Raw genomic sequence first — 17,134 nt, forward strand, 5'->3', positions numbered from 1 at the left:
AATCTATGTCTCGTTCAGTGCGAGTATTGTTGGGCGGAGGTCTGATGGCTGCTGCCGTTACGATGACGGTGATGCCTGTGCATGCAGATGAGGTGTTGCCGGCTGCGCTGGTGTCGCAGGTTGATCCTGGATACCGACTTGGTGCGGAGGATGTCTTGCTGGTGTCGGTCTGGAAGGACGAACAGCTGACGCGAGAGGTGGTTGTTCGACCAGACGGCATGTTTTCGTTTCCACTCGTTGGCGATATTCAGGCAGAGGACCGAACGGTTGAAGCCATTCGAGACGAGCTTGTGAAGCGGTTGACGAAGTATATTCCGAATGCCAACGTCTCCGTCGCCGTGACGAAGATCGTCAGTTACAAGGTGTATGTCGTGGGACGAGTCAACAAACCGGGCGAGTACCTGGTCGGCCACTATACCGACGTCCTGCAAGCACTGAGCCTTGCCGGTGGGCTCACTCCCTTTGCTGTGGAAAACGATATTAAGGTTATGCGTCGCGTGAAGGGTACGCAACAGTCGATTCCCTTTCGCTACGGAGATCTTCGGAAGGGGAAGGACTTGGAGCAGAACATCATTCTCCAGCGCGGTGACGTGGTCATGGTGCCGTAGGACAATGCGTTGTAGGCGAAGGGCTGGAGGCTACGATCGATCGCGGTGCTTGAGAGGCCTTGGGCAGTTCGTCTTGTGGGTCTGTCTCATGGAACCTGGCATGGCATTCCAAAGCGAAGCAGCAGAATGGTCACTCGCTCCCTCGCTCAGCGTGAAGGGAGTCTATAACAGCAATTTGCTCCTGACTCCGTTGCCGCATAGTGAAAGCTATGGATATTGGGTTTCGCCGGCTACTGAGTTTGCCGGAAAGACAGAGCGTCTCGATGTCAGCGGCCGGATGGCTGCGGATTTCGTTGGATACTTCGGAGGAGAAGATAGACAATTCACGAATGTCTTTGCTCCTTTGTCAGTGAGTTATAGGACCGAAAAAGATAGCATTGGTCTTACCGGTGGTTTAACCCGGGATAATACGCTGCTCGGTGAATTGCAGGCGACAGGAGTGGTTCTAGATTTTACACAGAGGAATCAGTGGACTGTGAATCCTACTTGGACGAGAAGCTTGACCGAAAAACTGTCCTTTCAATCGAACATACAGTTTTCCGACACCACGTATGAGAGTGCCCGATTGGTTGACTACCGATTGGTTGGCGGGTCTGGCGGATTGCTGTATCAACTGAGCGAGCAGGATCAAATCCAATTGTTGGGATCATATACTCATTTCCGTACGACAGATTCACCATTGGGGTTTCAAGCCAGTTTTCCTGGAATCAACATGAGTTTGACGCATGCCTTCTCCGAATCGCTCACAGGGACCCTTAACGGTGGTCCCAGATTCTTGTCTTCCACCTCACAGACTCCGTTTGGCGACATCACGGCACGCGATATGGTCTGGTTGGCAGGGGCGAGCATGAGCAAGAAGTTTGAAAGGGCCGCATTGCACGTGTCCTTCGCCCGTGATCTTACGCCCAGTGGATTCGGATTATTGATTCAAACCAATCGAGGCGAACTGACAGGTACGTACCGCATCTCAGAGACTCTTGATTTCACGCTGAGTATCCTCGGAGTCCTTGCGTCGGGAAAGACCAAAGCAGCTATCGGAGGGACATTTCCTGACAGTAGCTATGTTAGCCTCATGCCGAAACTGTCTTGGAGGTTTCTTGAGTGGTGGCAAACGGAGGTGTCTTATGCGTATCGATGGCGTGAGTTTGATACTGCTGCTGGATCAGCCCAATCCCATGCGACGATGTTCATGGTGACTTATTCTCCACCCAAACTTTCATTTTCTCACTAGACTATGGCACAGACACACGTTTCGATACAGGCATCCGAGCGCATCATGAGCTTGAAGGACTATCTGGCAGCATTTCATCGACGCCGTAAGCTTATTATCCTGACCGGCTTGAGTCTCTTGACCCTGTCGCTGACAGTGGCATTTCTGTGGCCGCCGACCTATAAGTCGACGGCTACCATCTTAATTGAGGAGCAGGAGATTCCATCTGATCTCGTGCGATCAACCATCACCAGTTATGCCGATCAACGGATTGAGACCATCAAACAACAGGTGATGAGCCGCACGACCCTCTGGAAAGTGGTGGAACAATTCAATCTGTACCAAGAGCAACGGAAGAGCAGTCCCGCTGAAGAAGTCGTGAAGAGTTTTATCAAGGATATCGATGTAGAAGTGATCAGTGCCGATGTGGTGGACAAACGCACGCAACATGCGACCAAGGCGACCATTGCCTTTACCGTGACGTATCAAAACCGGACTCCAGAACTGGCTCAGAAGGTCGCGAATGAGCTCACCAGCTTGTTTCTGGGAGAGAACCTCAAGAGTCGTGAACGACAAGCGCAGGAAGCCACTTCTTTTCTTCAGCAAGAAGCGGAGAATCTCGCCCGGCACATCGGCGAGATCGATGAGAAGATCGCGTCCTTTAAACACCGCGCCAAGGGGGCGTTGCCAGAGTTGATGCCGTTGAATCAGCAGATGATGAACCAGGCTGAACGTGAATTGATGGACGTGGATCAGCAGGTCAGAGGTTTGGAAGAGCGCAAAAGCTATCTTGAGGGTGAATTGGCGACGATCAAGCCGAATACACCCATCTTATCGGTGACGGGTGAGCGCATCCTGGATTCGACGGAACGGCTTCGAGCGCGGCGAGCCGAATACGCGGGGGCCAGCGCGAATCTTTCTGCAGATCATCCCGATATCATCAAGATGAAACAGGAAATCGAGGCGTTGGAGAAGGAGACCGGTCAGCTTCCCGACACCGAGGAAGCTTCCAAACGACTCATCGATGCGCGGGCTGCTCTGGTAGCGGATTTGGAACGGTTGGGTCATGAGCATCCGGACATTCTGCAGGCCCGCAGAAAAATCTCCGCCCTGGAGCAGGAAGTGAATCGTCTCACAGCCGTGCCGCACAAGAATCCTATGCAACGGCCTGAAAATCCTGCCTATATCAATCTGCAGGCTCAGCTGAATTCCGCAACCTCATCGTTGGAGGCGTTTCGTAAAACCCGTACGGACATCAAGCGTCGACTGGGAGAGTATGCAACAAGGCTTGAACGGGGGCCAGAGATTGAGCCTGAGTACCTGGTCCTGACTCGTGATCGCGATACATCGGGACACAAATATCAAGAGATTCGGTCAAGGTTATTGGAAGCGAAGGTGTCGGAAGGCTTGGAGGTTCAGCGAAAGGGCGAACGATTTGCCCTGATTGATCCACCCAGTCTCCCAGAAAAACCTTTCAAGCCGAATCGGTTGGCGATCGTGCTACTTGGTGTCCTTCTTGCCGTGGGCAGTGGGGTCGGCTCAGGAGCTCTCGCGGAATCGCTTGATCGTTCCATTCGTTCACCGGAGCAACTCCTCTCGCTGACGCAGCAATTCCCCTTGGCGGTGGTTCCGTTTATGCCCAATGAAGGGGATTTTTGGAGGGCGAGTATGCGACGGCGCATGATCAATACTGCGGGTGTGAGCGCCTTGGCTGTCATGCTCGTGATCTTGCACGTCTTTGTCATTCCGTTGGATGTCTTGTGGTTTGCCGCGTTGAGGCGCTTCGGCATAGAGTAGCCAGTAGGAGTATCATGGATCGTATACGAACCGCACTTGAACTGTATAAAGAGACGGAGGGCGTCTCTTCTGATAGATCAGACTCGAAACGGACTGCGGAACACTCGTTCCCCTCTGGGATCACCTACACACGAACCAAGTCGCTCACCGTTCCACTCCCTGTTCTGCGTGAGCATCGTATCATGGCCGGATCTAAGTTCGGACCATTCACCGATGCGTACAAAATTCTTCGGACACAGGTGACGCAGCGGCTTCGGGAGAATGGCTGGAATACAGTAGGTGTGACCAGTCCAGGGTACGGAGAAGGGAAGACGTTGACAGCCGTCAATTTGGCTGTGAGTCTCGCGATGGAAACGACGCACACGGTGCTTCTGGTCGATTCGGATCTTCAAGACCCCACGGTGCATCACGTATTTGGTTTAAAGAACTGTCTTGGGCTTGTGGACTACTTGTTAGACGACCAGCCTGTCGAAGATCTCCTTATCCACCCAGGAATAGGACGATTCGTGTTGTTGCCGGGAGGGCGAGCCATATCGAACTCCACGGAGCTCTTGACCTCGCCAAAAATGTTAGCCTTAGTTGAAGAGTTGAAGCATCGGTACCCTTCTCGAGTTATCGTGTTCGACCTCCCCCCACTGCTTCACACGGCTGATGTCTTGGCGTTCTCTCCTTACACGGATGCACTCCTCATGGTGGTTGAGGAAGGGAAGACGACCGGCGATGAGCTGCAGCGGGCATTGGGGTTGGTCAAAAACTCTCGTCCTGTGCTTGGAACTGTGTTGAATAAGGCAGGGCGCTCGTCCCTCACGCTGGCCAAGATGAAGGCGATGTTGTCATCCTAGTGGTGTCGAGGGCTGATTGGCACAACGATGTATGAGTCATTCTACCACCTAAAGGCCAAACCATTCGCCCTTCTTCCGGACAGCAGTTTTCTGTACTCCGGTTCCGAACATCAAGCCGCATACAGTTTGCTGGAGTACGGTCTCCTCAGTCAGGCGCCGTTTATGGTTCTCACCGGCGAGCCTGGTCTTGGAAAGACATCCCTTCTTCAGAAGCTGGTTGCGGAGCACGGCACTCGACACACGATTGGCTTGGTCACCAACGCGCGTTACGACATCGAACATCTGTTACCCTGGATTTTGTTGTCTCTTGGATTGAGCACGAAGCGGCTTGATCCGATCGAGGCCTATCACATGTTCTCCGAGTTTCTCGCTCAGGAGTCGAAAAGTCATCGACGCGTCATCCTGATCATCGACGAAGCCCAAAATCTGGGTGCCGAACTGCTCGAAGAACTCCGCCTTCTCTCCAACTTGAACGATGGCAAGACCTTGAAGCTGCAGATGATCCTCTCCGGGCAACCGGATTTGTATATGTTATTGCAGCGTATGGACATGACGCAGTTCGCCCAGCGGATCGTCGTCGATTATCATCTGAAACCACTGACGGACGTCGACACGGGACACTATATTCGTCATCGACTACGAGTCGCCGGTGGACCGGCGGCTCTTTTTACGAACAAGGCCTGTGCGTTGGTGCATCGCTTGAGCCAAGGCAATCCACGCCTGATCAATCAAGTGTCGGACAGAGCATTGACCTACGGATATGCCGAACAGGCCAAAGTCATCACGTCAAAATTGGTGGCTCAAGCGGCGCTTGATCGCACGAAGGGAGGGATTCTTCCTCTGGCGGCTAAAGAGGAACTGGTTGCGCTGGCCGAGACTCCTGAGGATATGACCGAGGTTGATGACACACTCAGGAGTCTTGGGAAGGACCCTACCACCGAGGACTCGTTCGACGCTCGTCGCCCCGATTCTCCAGAGGAGGCGTACGCCCTTGGAGTGGCGCTCAAGAGCCACGGTCGGTTTAAAGAGGCTGTGGACATGTTTCATGTTGCCGCACAGGGCGAGTCGATGTGGCTGAAGTCTCATGCTCAGGTCGGTCTCTGTTATAGAAGGATGGGAGAACATCAAGCGGCTATCCAAGCATTTCGCACGGCACTGGAGGATCCGTCTGCTCCGGCGAACGAGAGTATTGATGTTTTGTATTTCCTTGGGCACAGTCTCAAGTTTACCGGGCAGACCGAGGAAGCTCTTGCAATCTATAGTCGCATCAACCAGTTGAACCCAGGGTTTAAAGACGTTGCCGATCGAGTGATGGGGTTGCGGCAAGTCCTGAAACAGGCGGGCTCAGGCGGGGCGCCGGCTCTGCCGAATAACCCAGGGTCTCGAGGGCCGGTTGGGAAATTTTTGCATTTTTTATTCGGCCGCAAGAGCTAGTGGTGTCCATCCCAATAGCCTCCACAATCATATTGACGTGTTCGTCTTTTCGATGGTGTTCTTACATGCCTTCCAGTCAGCTCGTAAGGCTTTGATAAATAAACACAGGTTCTTTGAATCTCCTTGATCCAGTGTTAGCATGTTCTTGGAATCCACTGCATCCCTTCTGCTTTTCTTCACAGATCCTCTTGTTGGTTCAGGAGGACAATGAAATCATGCCAGATTCGATGGTGAACTCGGCTGAGTTTGAGGTAGGTCCGGCGGAACGATACGAGCGGGGAATCGCGCTCAAAAAGGCCGGGCTGCATAAGGCCGCCATCGATCAGTTTGAGATGGCTGCCGTCGATACGTCATTGGCCGTGAAAGCTCATGCGCAGATTGGGCTTTGTTATAAATTATCAGGCTGCTATGAGGAGGCCATTCCGGCGTTTCAGAAGGCGCTCAAATCCACACCGGCCTCATCAAAGGAGACCGTTCAGATACTCTATGTCCTCGGTCGAACCCTGGAATCGTTGGGCCGGATTGCAGAAACACTCGAAGCCTATCGCTGGATCAGGCGGGAAGATCCAGCCTATCGGGATGTGGCTGAACGTATCGAGCAACTTAGCTCTCGCCGTCCGACAGTGGCCACAAAAAAGAGCTAGCAGAATGTTGCCAAACCTATCTAACGATCCAGGGATAAAGATTCATTTATACGTACTGATGGAATCCGAACGTCCCGCAGGCTGTTCAGAAAGGTCGTTCAGCAAGGCCGCAGCAAATGAAGAGGCTCAACGTACTCTCTGCCGTACGTTGAGCCTCTGAGCGTCGCGAGAATGCCGCTGGCGGACTTTGTCAACAGCCTGCTAGTTTGAGGCAGTAGCTACGTGGACAATGAGGGGACTCGCAATTCGTATCCGAACCCTTGCCGTCGCAGGCAGATGAGTTCTCGTCGACTGAGTTCATCCACGAGCGAGAACACCTGATTCCAGGTGAACTCTGGAAGATATGATATGAGTTCTTCAAGTTGGATTTGTCGCCGCTCGTGGACGATGGCTAATAGTTTCACTGCAGCCTGTTGAGTCATCAAGATCCTCCTTGGTTACACAGATCATGGTAAACGGAATCGTGAGGCTCTGCCCTCAAGGTCGGACTCCACCGAACGGCCATAACGCGAACGATTCCCAACACCAACACGATGCCGCAGAGCACCGTTAGCGCTTGCCAGTCTCCCCCTTTGAACCACTGGGAAATTACTTCCGTCAGCATGACGACCAGAATCGTATCAACAATGAACGTCACCTTGACGCGACCTTCCCGAAAATAGGTCACCGTGGTTTTGAATACTTCGACAATGGCCAGCAAGATGAGCGTATTGACGATGATCTGTCGCAACACAACTTCGACTGAGTGATCGAGGAGCAAGCGGATATCCCAAAACGTTTTGAGTGCGCCTCCGGTCAGAGCGGTCAGGAGCGTCAGAATCACGAGGCTGAGCACTCCCTTCATGGCCAAGCTCCACACCTCGAGAGGATTGAGATGAGCGGCCCGACGCCAGAGAACCCCGCTATCGAACAGACGAAGTGCTTCGAGTGCTGGCATAGTCTTCTTCCTTTCCGTTGTATCTGTGTAGGAGAATATCCGGCCATTGTTCCAGGATGGTCACGAAGAGGTAAAACTTGTGTTAACTGCCTAGTTGCGGTGTGGTAGGCTCATACCCCATTAGGGAGGTCGTATGGACTGTATTCTGATTCGCCATGGCATTGCGGTAGAACCCGACGAGTGGGAAGGAGCAGAAGAAAATCGTCCGCTTACGGAGAAGGGCAAAAAGCGTGTCAAGCAGGCCGCTGTAGGGCTCGCTGCACTTGACTGTAAGCCGACCCATCTGCTTACGAGCCCGTTCGTGCGGGCCTACGATACGGCGAGGATTCTGCGTACGGTCGTCTGTCCGGTTCTAAAGGTCGAGACACGGGAAGAGTTGGCCGTCGGAGCGAAGCCGGAGCAGCTTGTCGCACTTCTCAACACGCTTCCCTCGGACTCGGTGGTGATCTGTGTGGGACATGAGCCTCAGCTTGGTGAAGTGGTGAGTCTGTTGCTTTGTGGAAAAATCCTTCCCAACTTTCCTTTCAAGAAGTCTGGCGCTGCATGCATTGAGGCAGAGGGTATCATCAAGCCGAATCAGGGGCGGTTGCGCTGGTGGTTGCCACCGCTGCAGCTGCGGGTCTTGGGCAAGCGAACGCGGAGAGAGAATCAGGATGAATCGTCTTAGGACGGGACTGCTTTCGTACCGCTGGGAAGCTTGTGGTTTTGTAATACCGGGAGAATATACCCTCGAAGCTCGTTCTGGATCTCTTCGGGAGACTTTCGCGCGTCGACGACGTTGAAGTGAAATTCCAGGGCCATCTTGTCGAACTCTCCGATCAGCAGCGATTGGTATTTCTTGAAACTATCATACAGGTCCACTCCAAGACGGAGATCCATGCCAGATTCCCAGTAGTTCATTCCAGTGGTTTCGATGACTCGAAGCGCCAGAGTCTCGACGTCAATACGGAGGTAACACACGAGGTCGGGAATCAACGCAAACCCAAGCACATCTCGGATCCATGTGCGGTCGGCGCCACGCACAAAATCGCGGGCGAACGCTGTATAGATATAGCGATCCGCCAGGACGACGAACCCTGATCGAAGAGCCGGAATGATCTGATGTTCGAGGCGATCAGCAAAATCCGTCGCATAGAGGAGACTGAGTGACCAACGGTCAAGAATATTGCCGGCCTTCGCTACTTCGATCGTCTTAGACATGAGGTTGGAGCGGGTCCAACCGGTCGTCATCACCCCGTACCCCTGGATCTCCAGCCATTCCTGCAACATTTCAAGGTGCGTCGTTCGCCCCACTCCGTCCGTCCCCTCGATGGCGATCAACTTGCCTTTCAGGTCACTCGGATCTAGGTATTTCAAACCGTCGCCAAAAAAGCGTGCGTCGGCCATAGGTGCCTCGTCTTGGTTTATAGCCACGGAGCGCCTCTTCCACGAGCGCCCGCATCTGTTCCTGTTGCGTTTCGATATCTTGAGTCGCATCCATCGTCAAAAGACCAAATTCGCCAACGATCTTGTCATACTCTGCGAGGATCCGCGATTGAAAGAGTCGGAAGCTTTCAGTCACGTCAGGGCTCAGGTCCATGTCCATGCCGGCTTCATAGTATTTGAACTGGCCGCGAGTGCCTCGCAAGAGTCGTGAAATGGCGACTTCAATGGGGACGTTGAAGTAAAACGCCATGTCGGGCTTGATCGCAAACGCGTAGAGTTTCCGAACCCACTCGTTGGCCACGCCACGCACAACGTCGCGTGCAAATGCCGTGTAGATATAGCGATCGGCGAGGACGATCATGCCAGCTTTCAAGGGAGGGAGTATTTGATGATACAGGCGGCTGGCAAAGTCTGTGGCATGCAAGAGGCTGAACGTCGTCGGGGTGAGGCTTTTCGACTTTTTTCCTCGTTTCGTGGTCTCCTTCACAAGTTCCGAGGAATTCCACTCGGTAAAGAACACCTTGTGGCCTTTGGACTCAAGCCACTTATGCAGCAGTTGTAGTTGGGTGCTTTTGCCCGACCCATCAATGCCTTCGACGATGATCAGCTTTCCTGGATGAGGATGAGAGGCTGTCGTGAGTAGGTGGGATTCGATCATGATTGTCTGGTTTTTAGCGGCATTCCTGAAAACTGCACCCGTCGGCGGAATACTTGTTCGAAAAGATCAGCTCTACTCTTCGCGGCCCACAACTCCATCTCCGCATCCCCGGTCAGATGAACTTGGATCGTGATTTGCTTCCCCGACTTGACGTGCACGGCCTGAACCAGAGAGAAATGCGTTCGATCGAGTCCGTCGGCGATCCGTAACAACGAGGCAAGGATCTTGACCACACGTTGCAAGCGCGGTGTCAGACGGGTGAATTCTTCATGTTTTAGTGCCGGTACGGATCGCCGGTGGTAGCGGGCGACGGTGGCGACCACATCAATGTCCTCGGCCGTCAATCCTCCTACGTCGCCATGCTTGATCAAGTAGTACGCATGTTTGTGATGCTGCCTCGGGTTGATGAGGTACCCCACATCATGCAAGATGGCGGCATATTCCAGCCAGGTGCGTTCTTGATGGCCTAAATGATGTTCCCTCTTCGTTTGATCGAACAAACTCAGTGCCAAGTTGGCCACATGCAGTGAATGAATTTCTGGTGCCTGGCAGCGTCGAGCAAGGCTGATCACGTTGCGACGACGAACATCGGGAATATCTTGTTCGGCTTTTAGCCCCTCTCGGTGCCGTGCGATAAAATCGTAGATCACACCCTCACGAATAGCCTTGTCGCACAGCGTGAGTGCGTGAAGGCCCGACAGTTCCAACAGACATCGCAGGACTACGGTCGCCGGCAAGAGTGTGTCGATCCGCTTGGGGTCCAGGCCGGGAATGGCCAGGCGAGCCTTCACTGATGATCGAGACAACTCCGCTTCGAGGCTGCGGATATCCTTTAATGACACGGTTGCAAGATTCAGCTGAGGCAAGGGTCTGCCGGTATGACGGAGATGGATGATCTCACCGGCACTTCCTGCCATACCGGAGGTGGCGACCAAGGAGTGGAACTTTTTCATCTTGAAGCATCCAAGCGCATCCCGTAGCTCTGTGATGACGACCTGCTTGAGGGTGCGCATCATCGATTCCGACGGAGGTGTCTTGGGAAGGCATTGTTCCGCTAAGCGGATTGCTCCCAGCTTCAGACTCTTCCCGTGGATCAGGCCATCTCGATTCCCCACGATCAATTCGACGGAACCGCCACCGATGTCAACGACAAGTGTCGGTCCGTCCGGAAGGGCGATACTGTGCTTGACTCCCAGGAAAATGAGCCGGGCTTCTTCCTCCCCACTGATGACCTTGACCCTCAGTCCCATCTGCTCCATGAGCAAGGAGACGAAATCACCGCCGTTTTGAGCTTCACGCACGGCACTGGTTGCGATGGCGACGATCCGGTCGAAGCCTTTGTTCCGGGCCAACGTGACCAACGTTTTGAGGACGTCCAGGGCTCTGGACATGGCTTCATCCGAGAGCCGCTTGGTGGCAAAGACGCCGTTGCCCAGCCGCGTCATATCCTTAAATCGATCGAGTATCTTAAAACTGGCATCGGGGAGAACTTCAGCCAGCACCATATGAATCGAGTTGGTCCCAATATCGATGACGGCGAGCTTAGACACAGAAGGTTCCTACGGTGGAAGAATCATTGGACCTTAATAAAAGCGCAGGCGCCTGTCAACAATCAGCGTGTAAACTGTGTGTGACAAGCACAGGCCAGAAGGAGCGCATGGCGGAGTGGGATATGCCTATTCGTTGACGACGAAATGGACACTCCTGTTTTTCTGCCTGCAATCGTCGGAATACTCAAAGCATAGCGGACGATCTTTTCCGTAACTTGTTGTCGTCACATCGATGGAGAGCCCCAGTTCTCGAAGGTAGGACTGTACATTTCGTGCTCGGCGTTCACCCAGCACGAGATTATACGCCGACGTGCCAAAGTCATCGCCGCGCCCTTCCAACAGGAGGCGGGTCGCTCGGTCGTGTTGCAGGTGTTTGGCGTCAGCGTCCAAGGCACGTATCGCCTCCATCCTGAGTGTGTCTTGATCAAAATCGAATAGGACGTCACTAAAGGTCTCGTGGGCCAGGCCGGTCGCATTTCGAGAGAACAGCTCAGACTGCATGGCCGGGCTGGTTCGGGAGCCGGTCAGGTGCCTGTCGTCAGGAGGTATCTCTTTGATCACGGGCTCCTTGATCAGTTCTGCTTGAGCCTGCCCCTCTTGCCCCGATTCGGATCCCCACCACCATTTTGCTGCGCACCCTTGGAGTAGGAGCATGACGAGGAGGAACGTGCTTGATGCCATGACACCGCGAACCTGTCTCATAGATCCTCCTCCTCAGGAAGGATGAGCCGATTGTTACCGAGGCAGCATCAGTGCCGCTTCATAGATCGGCTGGGTCTCTCTGATCGGTTCCCATCTCAAGATCGCCAAGGAATCCTCAACGTATGTCGGTGTCCGCATACCGTTTAACACGCAGGTGACTCCCGGCGTACTCGTGAGGAGCCACAACATTTTTTGGGAGAGCGATGCGGTGTGGTGTGAGGCTGGCAACAGAGGGTCGATCGTTCGCGCGACTCGTTCTGTCTGTGCCTGGCTCCTCAAGATGGCTTCGCGCCGGAATCCACGCAGCAGCGTCAGAAGCTCAGGAATATAGCGTTGACGCCAGCGTTCCCATTGTTCGGCTCCATCTCCGGAAAGCTGGCGCGTGAGCAGCTGTAAGACCTGGTTGATCTGTGGAGCGATCATGTGGTGTTCGATCTGTTCCCAATGTTCGAGCCCCTGTATCTGCGGATGAATGCGATGCAGTTCGGCTGACCAATTGAAGTATTCGGCCGGTGCTGTCTCGGTTCCGGACGAGAGGATGTTGGGTGCGAGAGTAGTCCGGTATTCCTGTTCGAGCGCACCCACCGTACTCAGCTGTTGATCGATATCGATGGGCGGATCTTCGAGCGGGAGATCTGCCAGCCGCAACATCCTATTGGGAGTCATCATGGCATTCAACGGCCGGTTCACCAACACAGCGATGTTGTCCTGGCGCGCATAGTCGAGCACGGTCTGGAGCTGAGGTTGGCCGGTGTTGAGGGTTCTGGTGGCTCCAGCCTCGATGAGATTCATCGGACATTGAAGCACTCGAAAATGATGGGCAGATGCACCCACGGAACGGGCTGCGGCTTCAGCGGCTTGCACTATACGCGCAAGCGACGTCGATTCCGGATCGTCAGTCGGAGAGGTGACGGTGTTGGATGACACGCCATAGAAGCGGAGCCGTCCGGCCGACACCTGTGTTTCAAAATAGGCAAAGGCTCGTTCAAGTCGCGCATAGAACTCCCCGCGAAGTGCGGTGAGATCAGCTGAACCACGATGCTTCGATTCTGCGAGGAAATATTCTGGATTGTGCAGCAGGCAGAGGTCAAGTGTCGCCAGCCCCAAACGATCGAGAGACAACGTTAGCTGGTCCGCCAAGAATTCAGGATGAATGCAATGCCAAATGCCCTCTCCGTATTTCACCAGTTCAGGGTAGGGGCGGCCGGATTTGTCCTTGGCTTCGGCAAGTTTGAGATTCTGCCCCTGGACATATCCGATCTTGGAGACCACGATGATTTCCTCTCGGCGAACCTCACCTGAGGCAGCCAGCTCGGCCAGCACGGAGCCGACTAATCGCTCGCTGTCGCCATCCGTGTAATTCGTCGAGGTGTCAATGAGATTACAAGACGCTCGCAAGGCCTTTTTCAACGCATGGCGGTGGTCGGCCTGCTGCATGTCGACGCGGTATGTTCCGAACCCTATCCGTGTCGTGGTCAAGCCTGTTGCACCGAGCACTGTAAAGCCGTGCGCCAAGCCTGCATCGCCGTCCCGCGCCATTGATCGAGACGCATAGGCCGCCGTACCCTGGATCGTGGCGTGCCCTGGAAGGCTGATCCCTTGCAACAGCGTTGGTTCCGTTCCATGCTCGTTCGGCGCAGTCTGGTCAGCCTGCAACGCCGCTGAGACCGCATCAGGATCGGTGAGCGGTTGCCGGCAGGTGTAATTCCGACAGATGTACAGTGTCGGCTTGCCGGACACGGCTGGACGGTCTCGCAAGAGTGGAAGTGAAGAGGGGTGCCCTGGAGAACCCGTTGCCAGGATGCGGTTGGGAAGATAACACTGTGCCACCGCCTCGCGGATGGCGCGAAGGTCATTGTGCGACTCATGACCGATGAGGGCCAGTTCCACTGGTCCTTCGATCAGAAAATCGACTACGGCCAGACTTTTTGCGAAAGCGCGTGGATAGCGAATCAGTTGCCGACCGTAGGCGCGTGTGGCAGCGATGGCGGCGCGGCGCCAATCGTCACGATCAAAGTGGAAGGACAGTCGGGCCAGTGCGGACGCGGCGACGGCGTTGGCGCTGGGCGTGGCTCCGTCCGTGCCCTCCCGGTGTCGGAGGATGAGGGATTCATGGTGTGTCGCCGTCGTGAAAAATCCGCCCAGCTCGTGGTCCATAAAGTCACTGATCAAGTACTCCGCCAGTCGTGCGGCTGCCTGGAGATACGATTCGGATGAACCGGCTTCATAGAGATCCAGCAATCCCTCTGTCAGGTATGCGTAGTCTTCAAGATAGGCATCGAGGTGGGCGCGATCGCCGCGCGAGGTGCGCAGTAAGCGGCCGTCCGGCTTAGCATGACTGCGGAGCAGAAAGTCGGCCGTCCGTTGCGCGCTCTCGAGATAAGCGGCGTTTCCGAAGACCCGGGCGGCCTCGGCCATGGCCGACAGCATCATGCCGTTCCACGAGGTAATCACCTTGTCATCCAGACCCGGAGGGACACGATGTCGGCGTGCTTCGTACAACAGAGGCTTCGCACGGGGCGCGATTTCCATCAACTCGTCGGCGGTCAGATTCAGCTGTCTGGTCACGTCGTCGAGAGGTCGCAGCCGATTGGGGATGTTCGTCTGTTCCCAATTGCCTGACTCCGTGATGTCGTAGAGTGCACAGAACCGTCGTGCGTCCTCATCGTTCTTAAGGACGTCCTGTATCTCGGCAGGGGTCCAAACAAAGAATTTTCCTTCGACGCCTTCGGAGTCGGCATCCGTCGACGAATAGAAGCCGCCTTCCGGTCCGGTCATTTCTCGGCGCACATAGTCGAGAATCTCGGTGGCCACCTGTCGATAGAGCGGCTTCTTGGTCACCTGATAGGCTTCGACATACACGCGGGCCAGGAGCGCATTGTCATACAGCATTTTTTCAAAATGCGGCACCAGCCACCGTGCGTCGGTCGAATAGCGTGCAAAGCCGCCGCCGATGTGGTCGTAGATCCCTCCGGCCGCCATCATGTCGAGAGTCTTGGTCACCATCGTGAGCGTATGCGGATCTCCCGAGCGTCGGTGACTCCGGAGTAAAAACGACAATCCCATCGCCGGGGGAAACTTGGGTGCCGTGCCGAACCCACCGTGGGTTTCGTCGAAGTCCTCCGTGAATTGGACGACCGCTTCTTCAAACACCGATTCGCTGATGGAGATGGGGGAGGGGGGCTGTTTTGAACGTTGCAACTGGGCCGTCAGTTCTTTGGCCTGATCCTGGACTTCGGAGGGACGTGTTGCCCAATAGTCAGCAATCTTCTTCAGGACGGAGCCGAAGCCAGGCCGTCCCCACCGGTCTTCAGGAGGAAAATATGTGCCTGTAAAAAATGGCTCTTGCGCGGGTGTCAGAAACACCGTCATCGGCCAACCGCCCTGACCATGATTCATCGTGACGGTGGCGGCCATATAGATCTCATCGAGATCAGGCCGTTCTTCCCGGTCGACCTTGATGCAGACAAACCATCGATTCATGAGCTCCGCAATCGCTTCGTTCTCGAAGGACTCCCGTTCCATGACATGGCACCAGTGGCAGGCGGAATAGCCGATCGAGAGCAGAATGGGACGATTCTTTGTCGTCGCTAACTGCAGCGCTTCCGGTCCCCATGGATACCAATCGACGGGGTTGTGTGCATGCTGCAGGAGGTAGGGACTGGTTTCATGGATGAGTCGATTCGGGGGTCGTGTAGTGGTAGAGATTGACATGGGGGGCACCCTAGCATCGTGGCGAGAACAGCGTCAACGGATTGAGGGGTGACGCGTGGGTGAGTGAGTGAGTACTGATGGGGTCTTACCGCTCGTGCCCTGCGTGGAGGTTATGATACGCTAGGCAACGGAGGCATTCAATGAGAGACATTGGCCCCTATTCGAACTACCGCTTGACGGTTCGCCTCGAACTCGCGAACAAGCCCGGCATCTTTGCCAGAGTGGCGGCGCTCTTGGCGGAAGAACAGGCCAATCTCGGCGCCGTCGATCTTGTGTCGGCGACCAAGACCCGCATGGTTCGAGATATGACCTTCGACGTGCAGAACGAGGAGCATGGCGAAAAAGTCGTCGCCCGGCTGGGCGAGCTGCCCGACGTGACCGTGCTGTCGGCGTCCGATCGTATTTTCTTGCTGCATCTCGGGGGGAAGATTCGAGTTGAGGGGAAATATCCCATCCGTACCCGGAATGTCCTGTCGATGGTGTATACCCCGGGTGTCGGTCGTGTCTCCCGGGCAATCGCACAAGACAAGTCCAAAGTGTATACCTTTACGTGTAAGAGCAACAGTGTCGCGGTTGTCTCGGATGGGTCTGCGGTGTTGGGATTAGGCAACCTTGGTCCAGAGGCGGCTCTCCCGGTCATGGAAGGCAAGGTGATGCTCTTTAAAGAGCTGGCCGGTATCGATGCCTGGCCCATCTGTGTGAATACGCAGGACCCAGATGAGATTGTGCGTATCGTGCAAGGAATTTCGCCAGGCTTTGGCGGCATCAATTTGGAAGACATCAGTGCTCCGCGGTGCTTTGAGATTGAACAGAAGCTAAAACAATCGCTCGACATTCCGGTGATGCATGATGATCAGCATGGCACGGCCGTGGTGCTCCTGGCCGCGTTGACGAATGCGCTCCGGGTCACGGGCAAACAACTCGATCAGGTTCGCATTGTCGTCAATGGCCTTGGCGCCGCAGGAACGGCGTGCTGTCGAATGTTGTTGGCCGCTGGTGCGGCACATGTGCTGGGATGCGACAAGGAGGGCATCATCTTGTGTGGGGAGGCTGAGCAACTACGGGCTTGCCGAACTGATCTTCGTGCCTGTTTGACGCGCGACAGTCCCAAAGGCACATTGCGTGATGCGCTGAAAGGCGCCGATGTGTTTATCGGTCTGTCCGTCGGCAATGTGGTGACTGCTGCTGATCTCGATCTGATGGCTCCGAGTCGAATCGTCTTTGCGCTGGCAAATCCGGATCCGGAGGTTGCGCCGGAGTTAGGGGTCACGCACGCCGCGATTTTCGCGACCGGCCGATCGGATTATCCGAACCAGATCAACAATGCGCTTGCATTTCCCGGGATCTTTCGGGGCGCACTCGATGTTCAGGCCAGCGAGATCAATGAGGCCATGAAGTTGGCTGCCGCACAGGCCATCGCCCACGTGATTCCAGAGAATACGTTGAGCGAAGACTACATTATTCCCAGCGTGTTTGATAAAGCAGTCGTTCCTTGTGTTGCGCGGGCCGTCGCCGCCGCGGCGCGAGCCAGCGGGGTTGCCAGAAGACGGGCAAAAGCGGACGATTCCCCCATCGTTGATGCTCCCCCCTATAGCGACGGAGAGTAGCCAACC

At 55.0% G+C, this 17,134-nt stretch carries 15 protein-coding genes; 8 read left to right on the forward strand and 7 right to left on the reverse strand.

All coding sequences use genetic code 11. From position 1 onward, the window contains the following. Nucleotides 1-5: 5 nt before the first annotated feature. From E8D52_15470 to E8D52_15495, 6 genes are all read left to right on the forward strand, one after another. Nucleotides 6-608: a polysaccharide export protein gene (locus E8D52_15470; GenBank protein ID TKB65794.1), complete on the forward strand. Its 603-nt coding sequence runs from the start codon at nt 6-8 to the stop codon at nt 606-608. 100 nt (nt 609-708) lie between these two features. Continuing rightward, nucleotides 709-1,839, forward strand: a complete 1,131-nt coding sequence (locus tag E8D52_15475; protein ID TKB65795.1) for a hypothetical protein — start codon at nt 709-711, stop codon at nt 1,837-1,839. 3 nt (nt 1,840-1,842) lie between these two features. Continuing rightward, complete coding sequence (locus E8D52_15480) at nt 1,843-3,615, forward strand: lipopolysaccharide biosynthesis protein (GenBank protein ID TKB65796.1); 1,773 nt, start codon at nt 1,843-1,845, stop codon at nt 3,613-3,615. A 14-nt stretch (nt 3,616-3,629) separates the two neighbouring features. After that, nucleotides 3,630-4,457, forward strand: coding sequence for a CpsD/CapB family tyrosine-protein kinase (locus E8D52_15485; protein ID TKB65797.1), 828 nt, complete (start codon nt 3,630-3,632; stop codon nt 4,455-4,457). Between the two features lie 27 nt (nt 4,458-4,484). Next, nucleotides 4,485-5,891: a tetratricopeptide repeat protein gene (locus E8D52_15490; protein TKB65798.1), complete on the forward strand. Its 1,407-nt coding sequence runs from the start codon at nt 4,485-4,487 to the stop codon at nt 5,889-5,891. A gap of 215 nt (nt 5,892-6,106) precedes the next feature. Further along, nucleotides 6,107-6,535 carry a tetratricopeptide repeat protein gene (locus tag E8D52_15495; protein TKB65799.1) on the forward strand — a complete coding sequence of 143 codons (429 nt, stop codon included), beginning with the start codon at nt 6,107-6,109 and terminating at the stop codon, nt 6,533-6,535. 218 nt (nt 6,536-6,753) lie between these two features. Here the strand turns inward: E8D52_15495 and E8D52_15500 are convergent, their stop codons facing one another. Continuing rightward, nucleotides 6,754-6,957: a hypothetical protein gene (locus E8D52_15500; GenBank protein TKB65800.1), complete on the reverse strand. Its 204-nt coding sequence runs from the start codon at nt 6,955-6,957 to the stop codon at nt 6,754-6,756. Continuing rightward, on the reverse strand, nt 6,957-7,472 hold the full coding sequence (locus E8D52_15505; protein ID TKB65801.1) for a hypothetical protein: 516 nt from the start codon (nt 7,470-7,472) through the stop codon (nt 6,957-6,959). Before E8D52_15505 ends, E8D52_15500 begins: the two co-directional genes overlap by 1 nt. A 133-nt stretch (nt 7,473-7,605) precedes the next feature. Here E8D52_15505 and E8D52_15510 point away from each other — a divergent pair, with 133 nt between their 5' ends. Next, nucleotides 7,606-8,139 (forward strand): phosphohistidine phosphatase SixA, encoded by a 534-nt coding sequence (locus E8D52_15510; GenBank protein TKB65802.1) that lies wholly within the window; start codon nt 7,606-7,608, stop codon nt 8,137-8,139. Here the strand turns inward: E8D52_15510 and E8D52_15515 are convergent. The 5 genes from E8D52_15515 to E8D52_15535 form a co-directional block, all read right to left on the reverse strand. Further along, nucleotides 8,136-8,858: a thymidylate kinase gene (locus E8D52_15515; protein TKB65803.1), complete on the reverse strand. Its 723-nt coding sequence runs from the start codon at nt 8,856-8,858 to the stop codon at nt 8,136-8,138. The genes E8D52_15510 and E8D52_15515 overlap by 4 nt on opposite strands. Next, nucleotides 8,806-9,555, reverse strand: a complete 750-nt coding sequence (gene tmk / locus E8D52_15520) for a dTMP kinase (GenBank protein TKB65804.1) — start codon at nt 9,553-9,555, stop codon at nt 8,806-8,808. Before tmk ends, E8D52_15515 begins: the two co-directional genes overlap by 53 nt. Then, a complete protein-coding gene (locus E8D52_15525; GenBank protein TKB65805.1) occupies nt 9,552-11,105 on the reverse strand; it encodes a Ppx/GppA family phosphatase in 1,554 nt (517 codons plus the stop codon). The genes tmk and E8D52_15525 overlap by 4 nt, the downstream gene beginning before the upstream one ends. A 126-nt stretch (nt 11,106-11,231) precedes the next feature. After that, a complete protein-coding gene (locus tag E8D52_15530) occupies nt 11,232-11,807 on the reverse strand; it encodes a hypothetical protein (GenBank protein ID TKB65806.1) in 576 nt (191 codons plus the stop codon). A gap of 33 nt (nt 11,808-11,840) precedes the next feature. Next, nucleotides 11,841-15,521, reverse strand: a complete 3,681-nt coding sequence (locus E8D52_15535; GenBank protein TKB65807.1) for a DUF255 domain-containing protein — start codon at nt 15,519-15,521, stop codon at nt 11,841-11,843. Nucleotides 15,522-15,661: 140 nt separating this feature from the next. Here E8D52_15535 and E8D52_15540 point away from each other — a divergent pair, with 140 nt between their 5' ends. Further along, a complete protein-coding gene (locus E8D52_15540) occupies nt 15,662-17,128 on the forward strand; it encodes an NAD-dependent malic enzyme (protein TKB65808.1) in 1,467 nt (488 codons plus the stop codon). Nucleotides 17,129-17,134 lie beyond the last annotated feature (6 nt).

The organism is Nitrospira sp. (assembly GCA_005116745.1).
GTDB lineage: Bacteria > Nitrospirota > Nitrospiria > Nitrospirales > Nitrospiraceae > Nitrospira_D.

Excerpts from the sequence above, each read along its gene's own strand:
- E8D52_15510 (TKB65802.1), top strand. The coding sequence starts at position 7,606 with ATGGACTGTATTCTGATTCGCCATGGCATTGCGGTAGAACCCGACGAG.
- E8D52_15535 (TKB65807.1), bottom strand. The coding sequence starts at position 15,521 with ATGTCAATCTCTACCACTACACGACCCCCGAATCGACTCATCCATGAA.
- E8D52_15530 (TKB65806.1), bottom strand. The coding sequence starts at position 11,807 with ATGAGACAGGTTCGCGGTGTCATGGCATCAAGCACGTTCCTCCTCGTC.
- E8D52_15470 (TKB65794.1), top strand. The coding sequence starts at position 6 with ATGTCTCGTTCAGTGCGAGTATTGTTGGGCGGAGGTCTGATGGCTGCT.
- E8D52_15500 (TKB65800.1), bottom strand. The coding sequence starts at position 6,957 with ATGACTCAACAGGCTGCAGTGAAACTATTAGCCATCGTCCACGAGCGG.
- tmk (TKB65804.1), bottom strand. The coding sequence starts at position 9,555 with ATGATCGAATCCCACCTACTCACGACAGCCTCTCATCCTCATCCAGGA.
- E8D52_15475 (TKB65795.1), top strand. The coding sequence starts at position 709 with ATGGCATTCCAAAGCGAAGCAGCAGAATGGTCACTCGCTCCCTCGCTC.
- E8D52_15485 (TKB65797.1), top strand. The coding sequence starts at position 3,630 with ATGGATCGTATACGAACCGCACTTGAACTGTATAAAGAGACGGAGGGC.
- E8D52_15490 (TKB65798.1), top strand. The coding sequence starts at position 4,485 with ATGTATGAGTCATTCTACCACCTAAAGGCCAAACCATTCGCCCTTCTT.
- E8D52_15540 (TKB65808.1), top strand. The coding sequence starts at position 15,662 with ATGAGAGACATTGGCCCCTATTCGAACTACCGCTTGACGGTTCGCCTC.
- E8D52_15505 (TKB65801.1), bottom strand. The coding sequence starts at position 7,472 with ATGCCAGCACTCGAAGCACTTCGTCTGTTCGATAGCGGGGTTCTCTGG.
- E8D52_15515 (TKB65803.1), bottom strand. The coding sequence starts at position 8,858 with ATGGCCGACGCACGCTTTTTTGGCGACGGTTTGAAATACCTAGATCCG.
- E8D52_15480 (TKB65796.1), top strand. The coding sequence starts at position 1,843 with ATGGCACAGACACACGTTTCGATACAGGCATCCGAGCGCATCATGAGC.
- E8D52_15495 (TKB65799.1), top strand. The coding sequence starts at position 6,107 with ATGCCAGATTCGATGGTGAACTCGGCTGAGTTTGAGGTAGGTCCGGCG.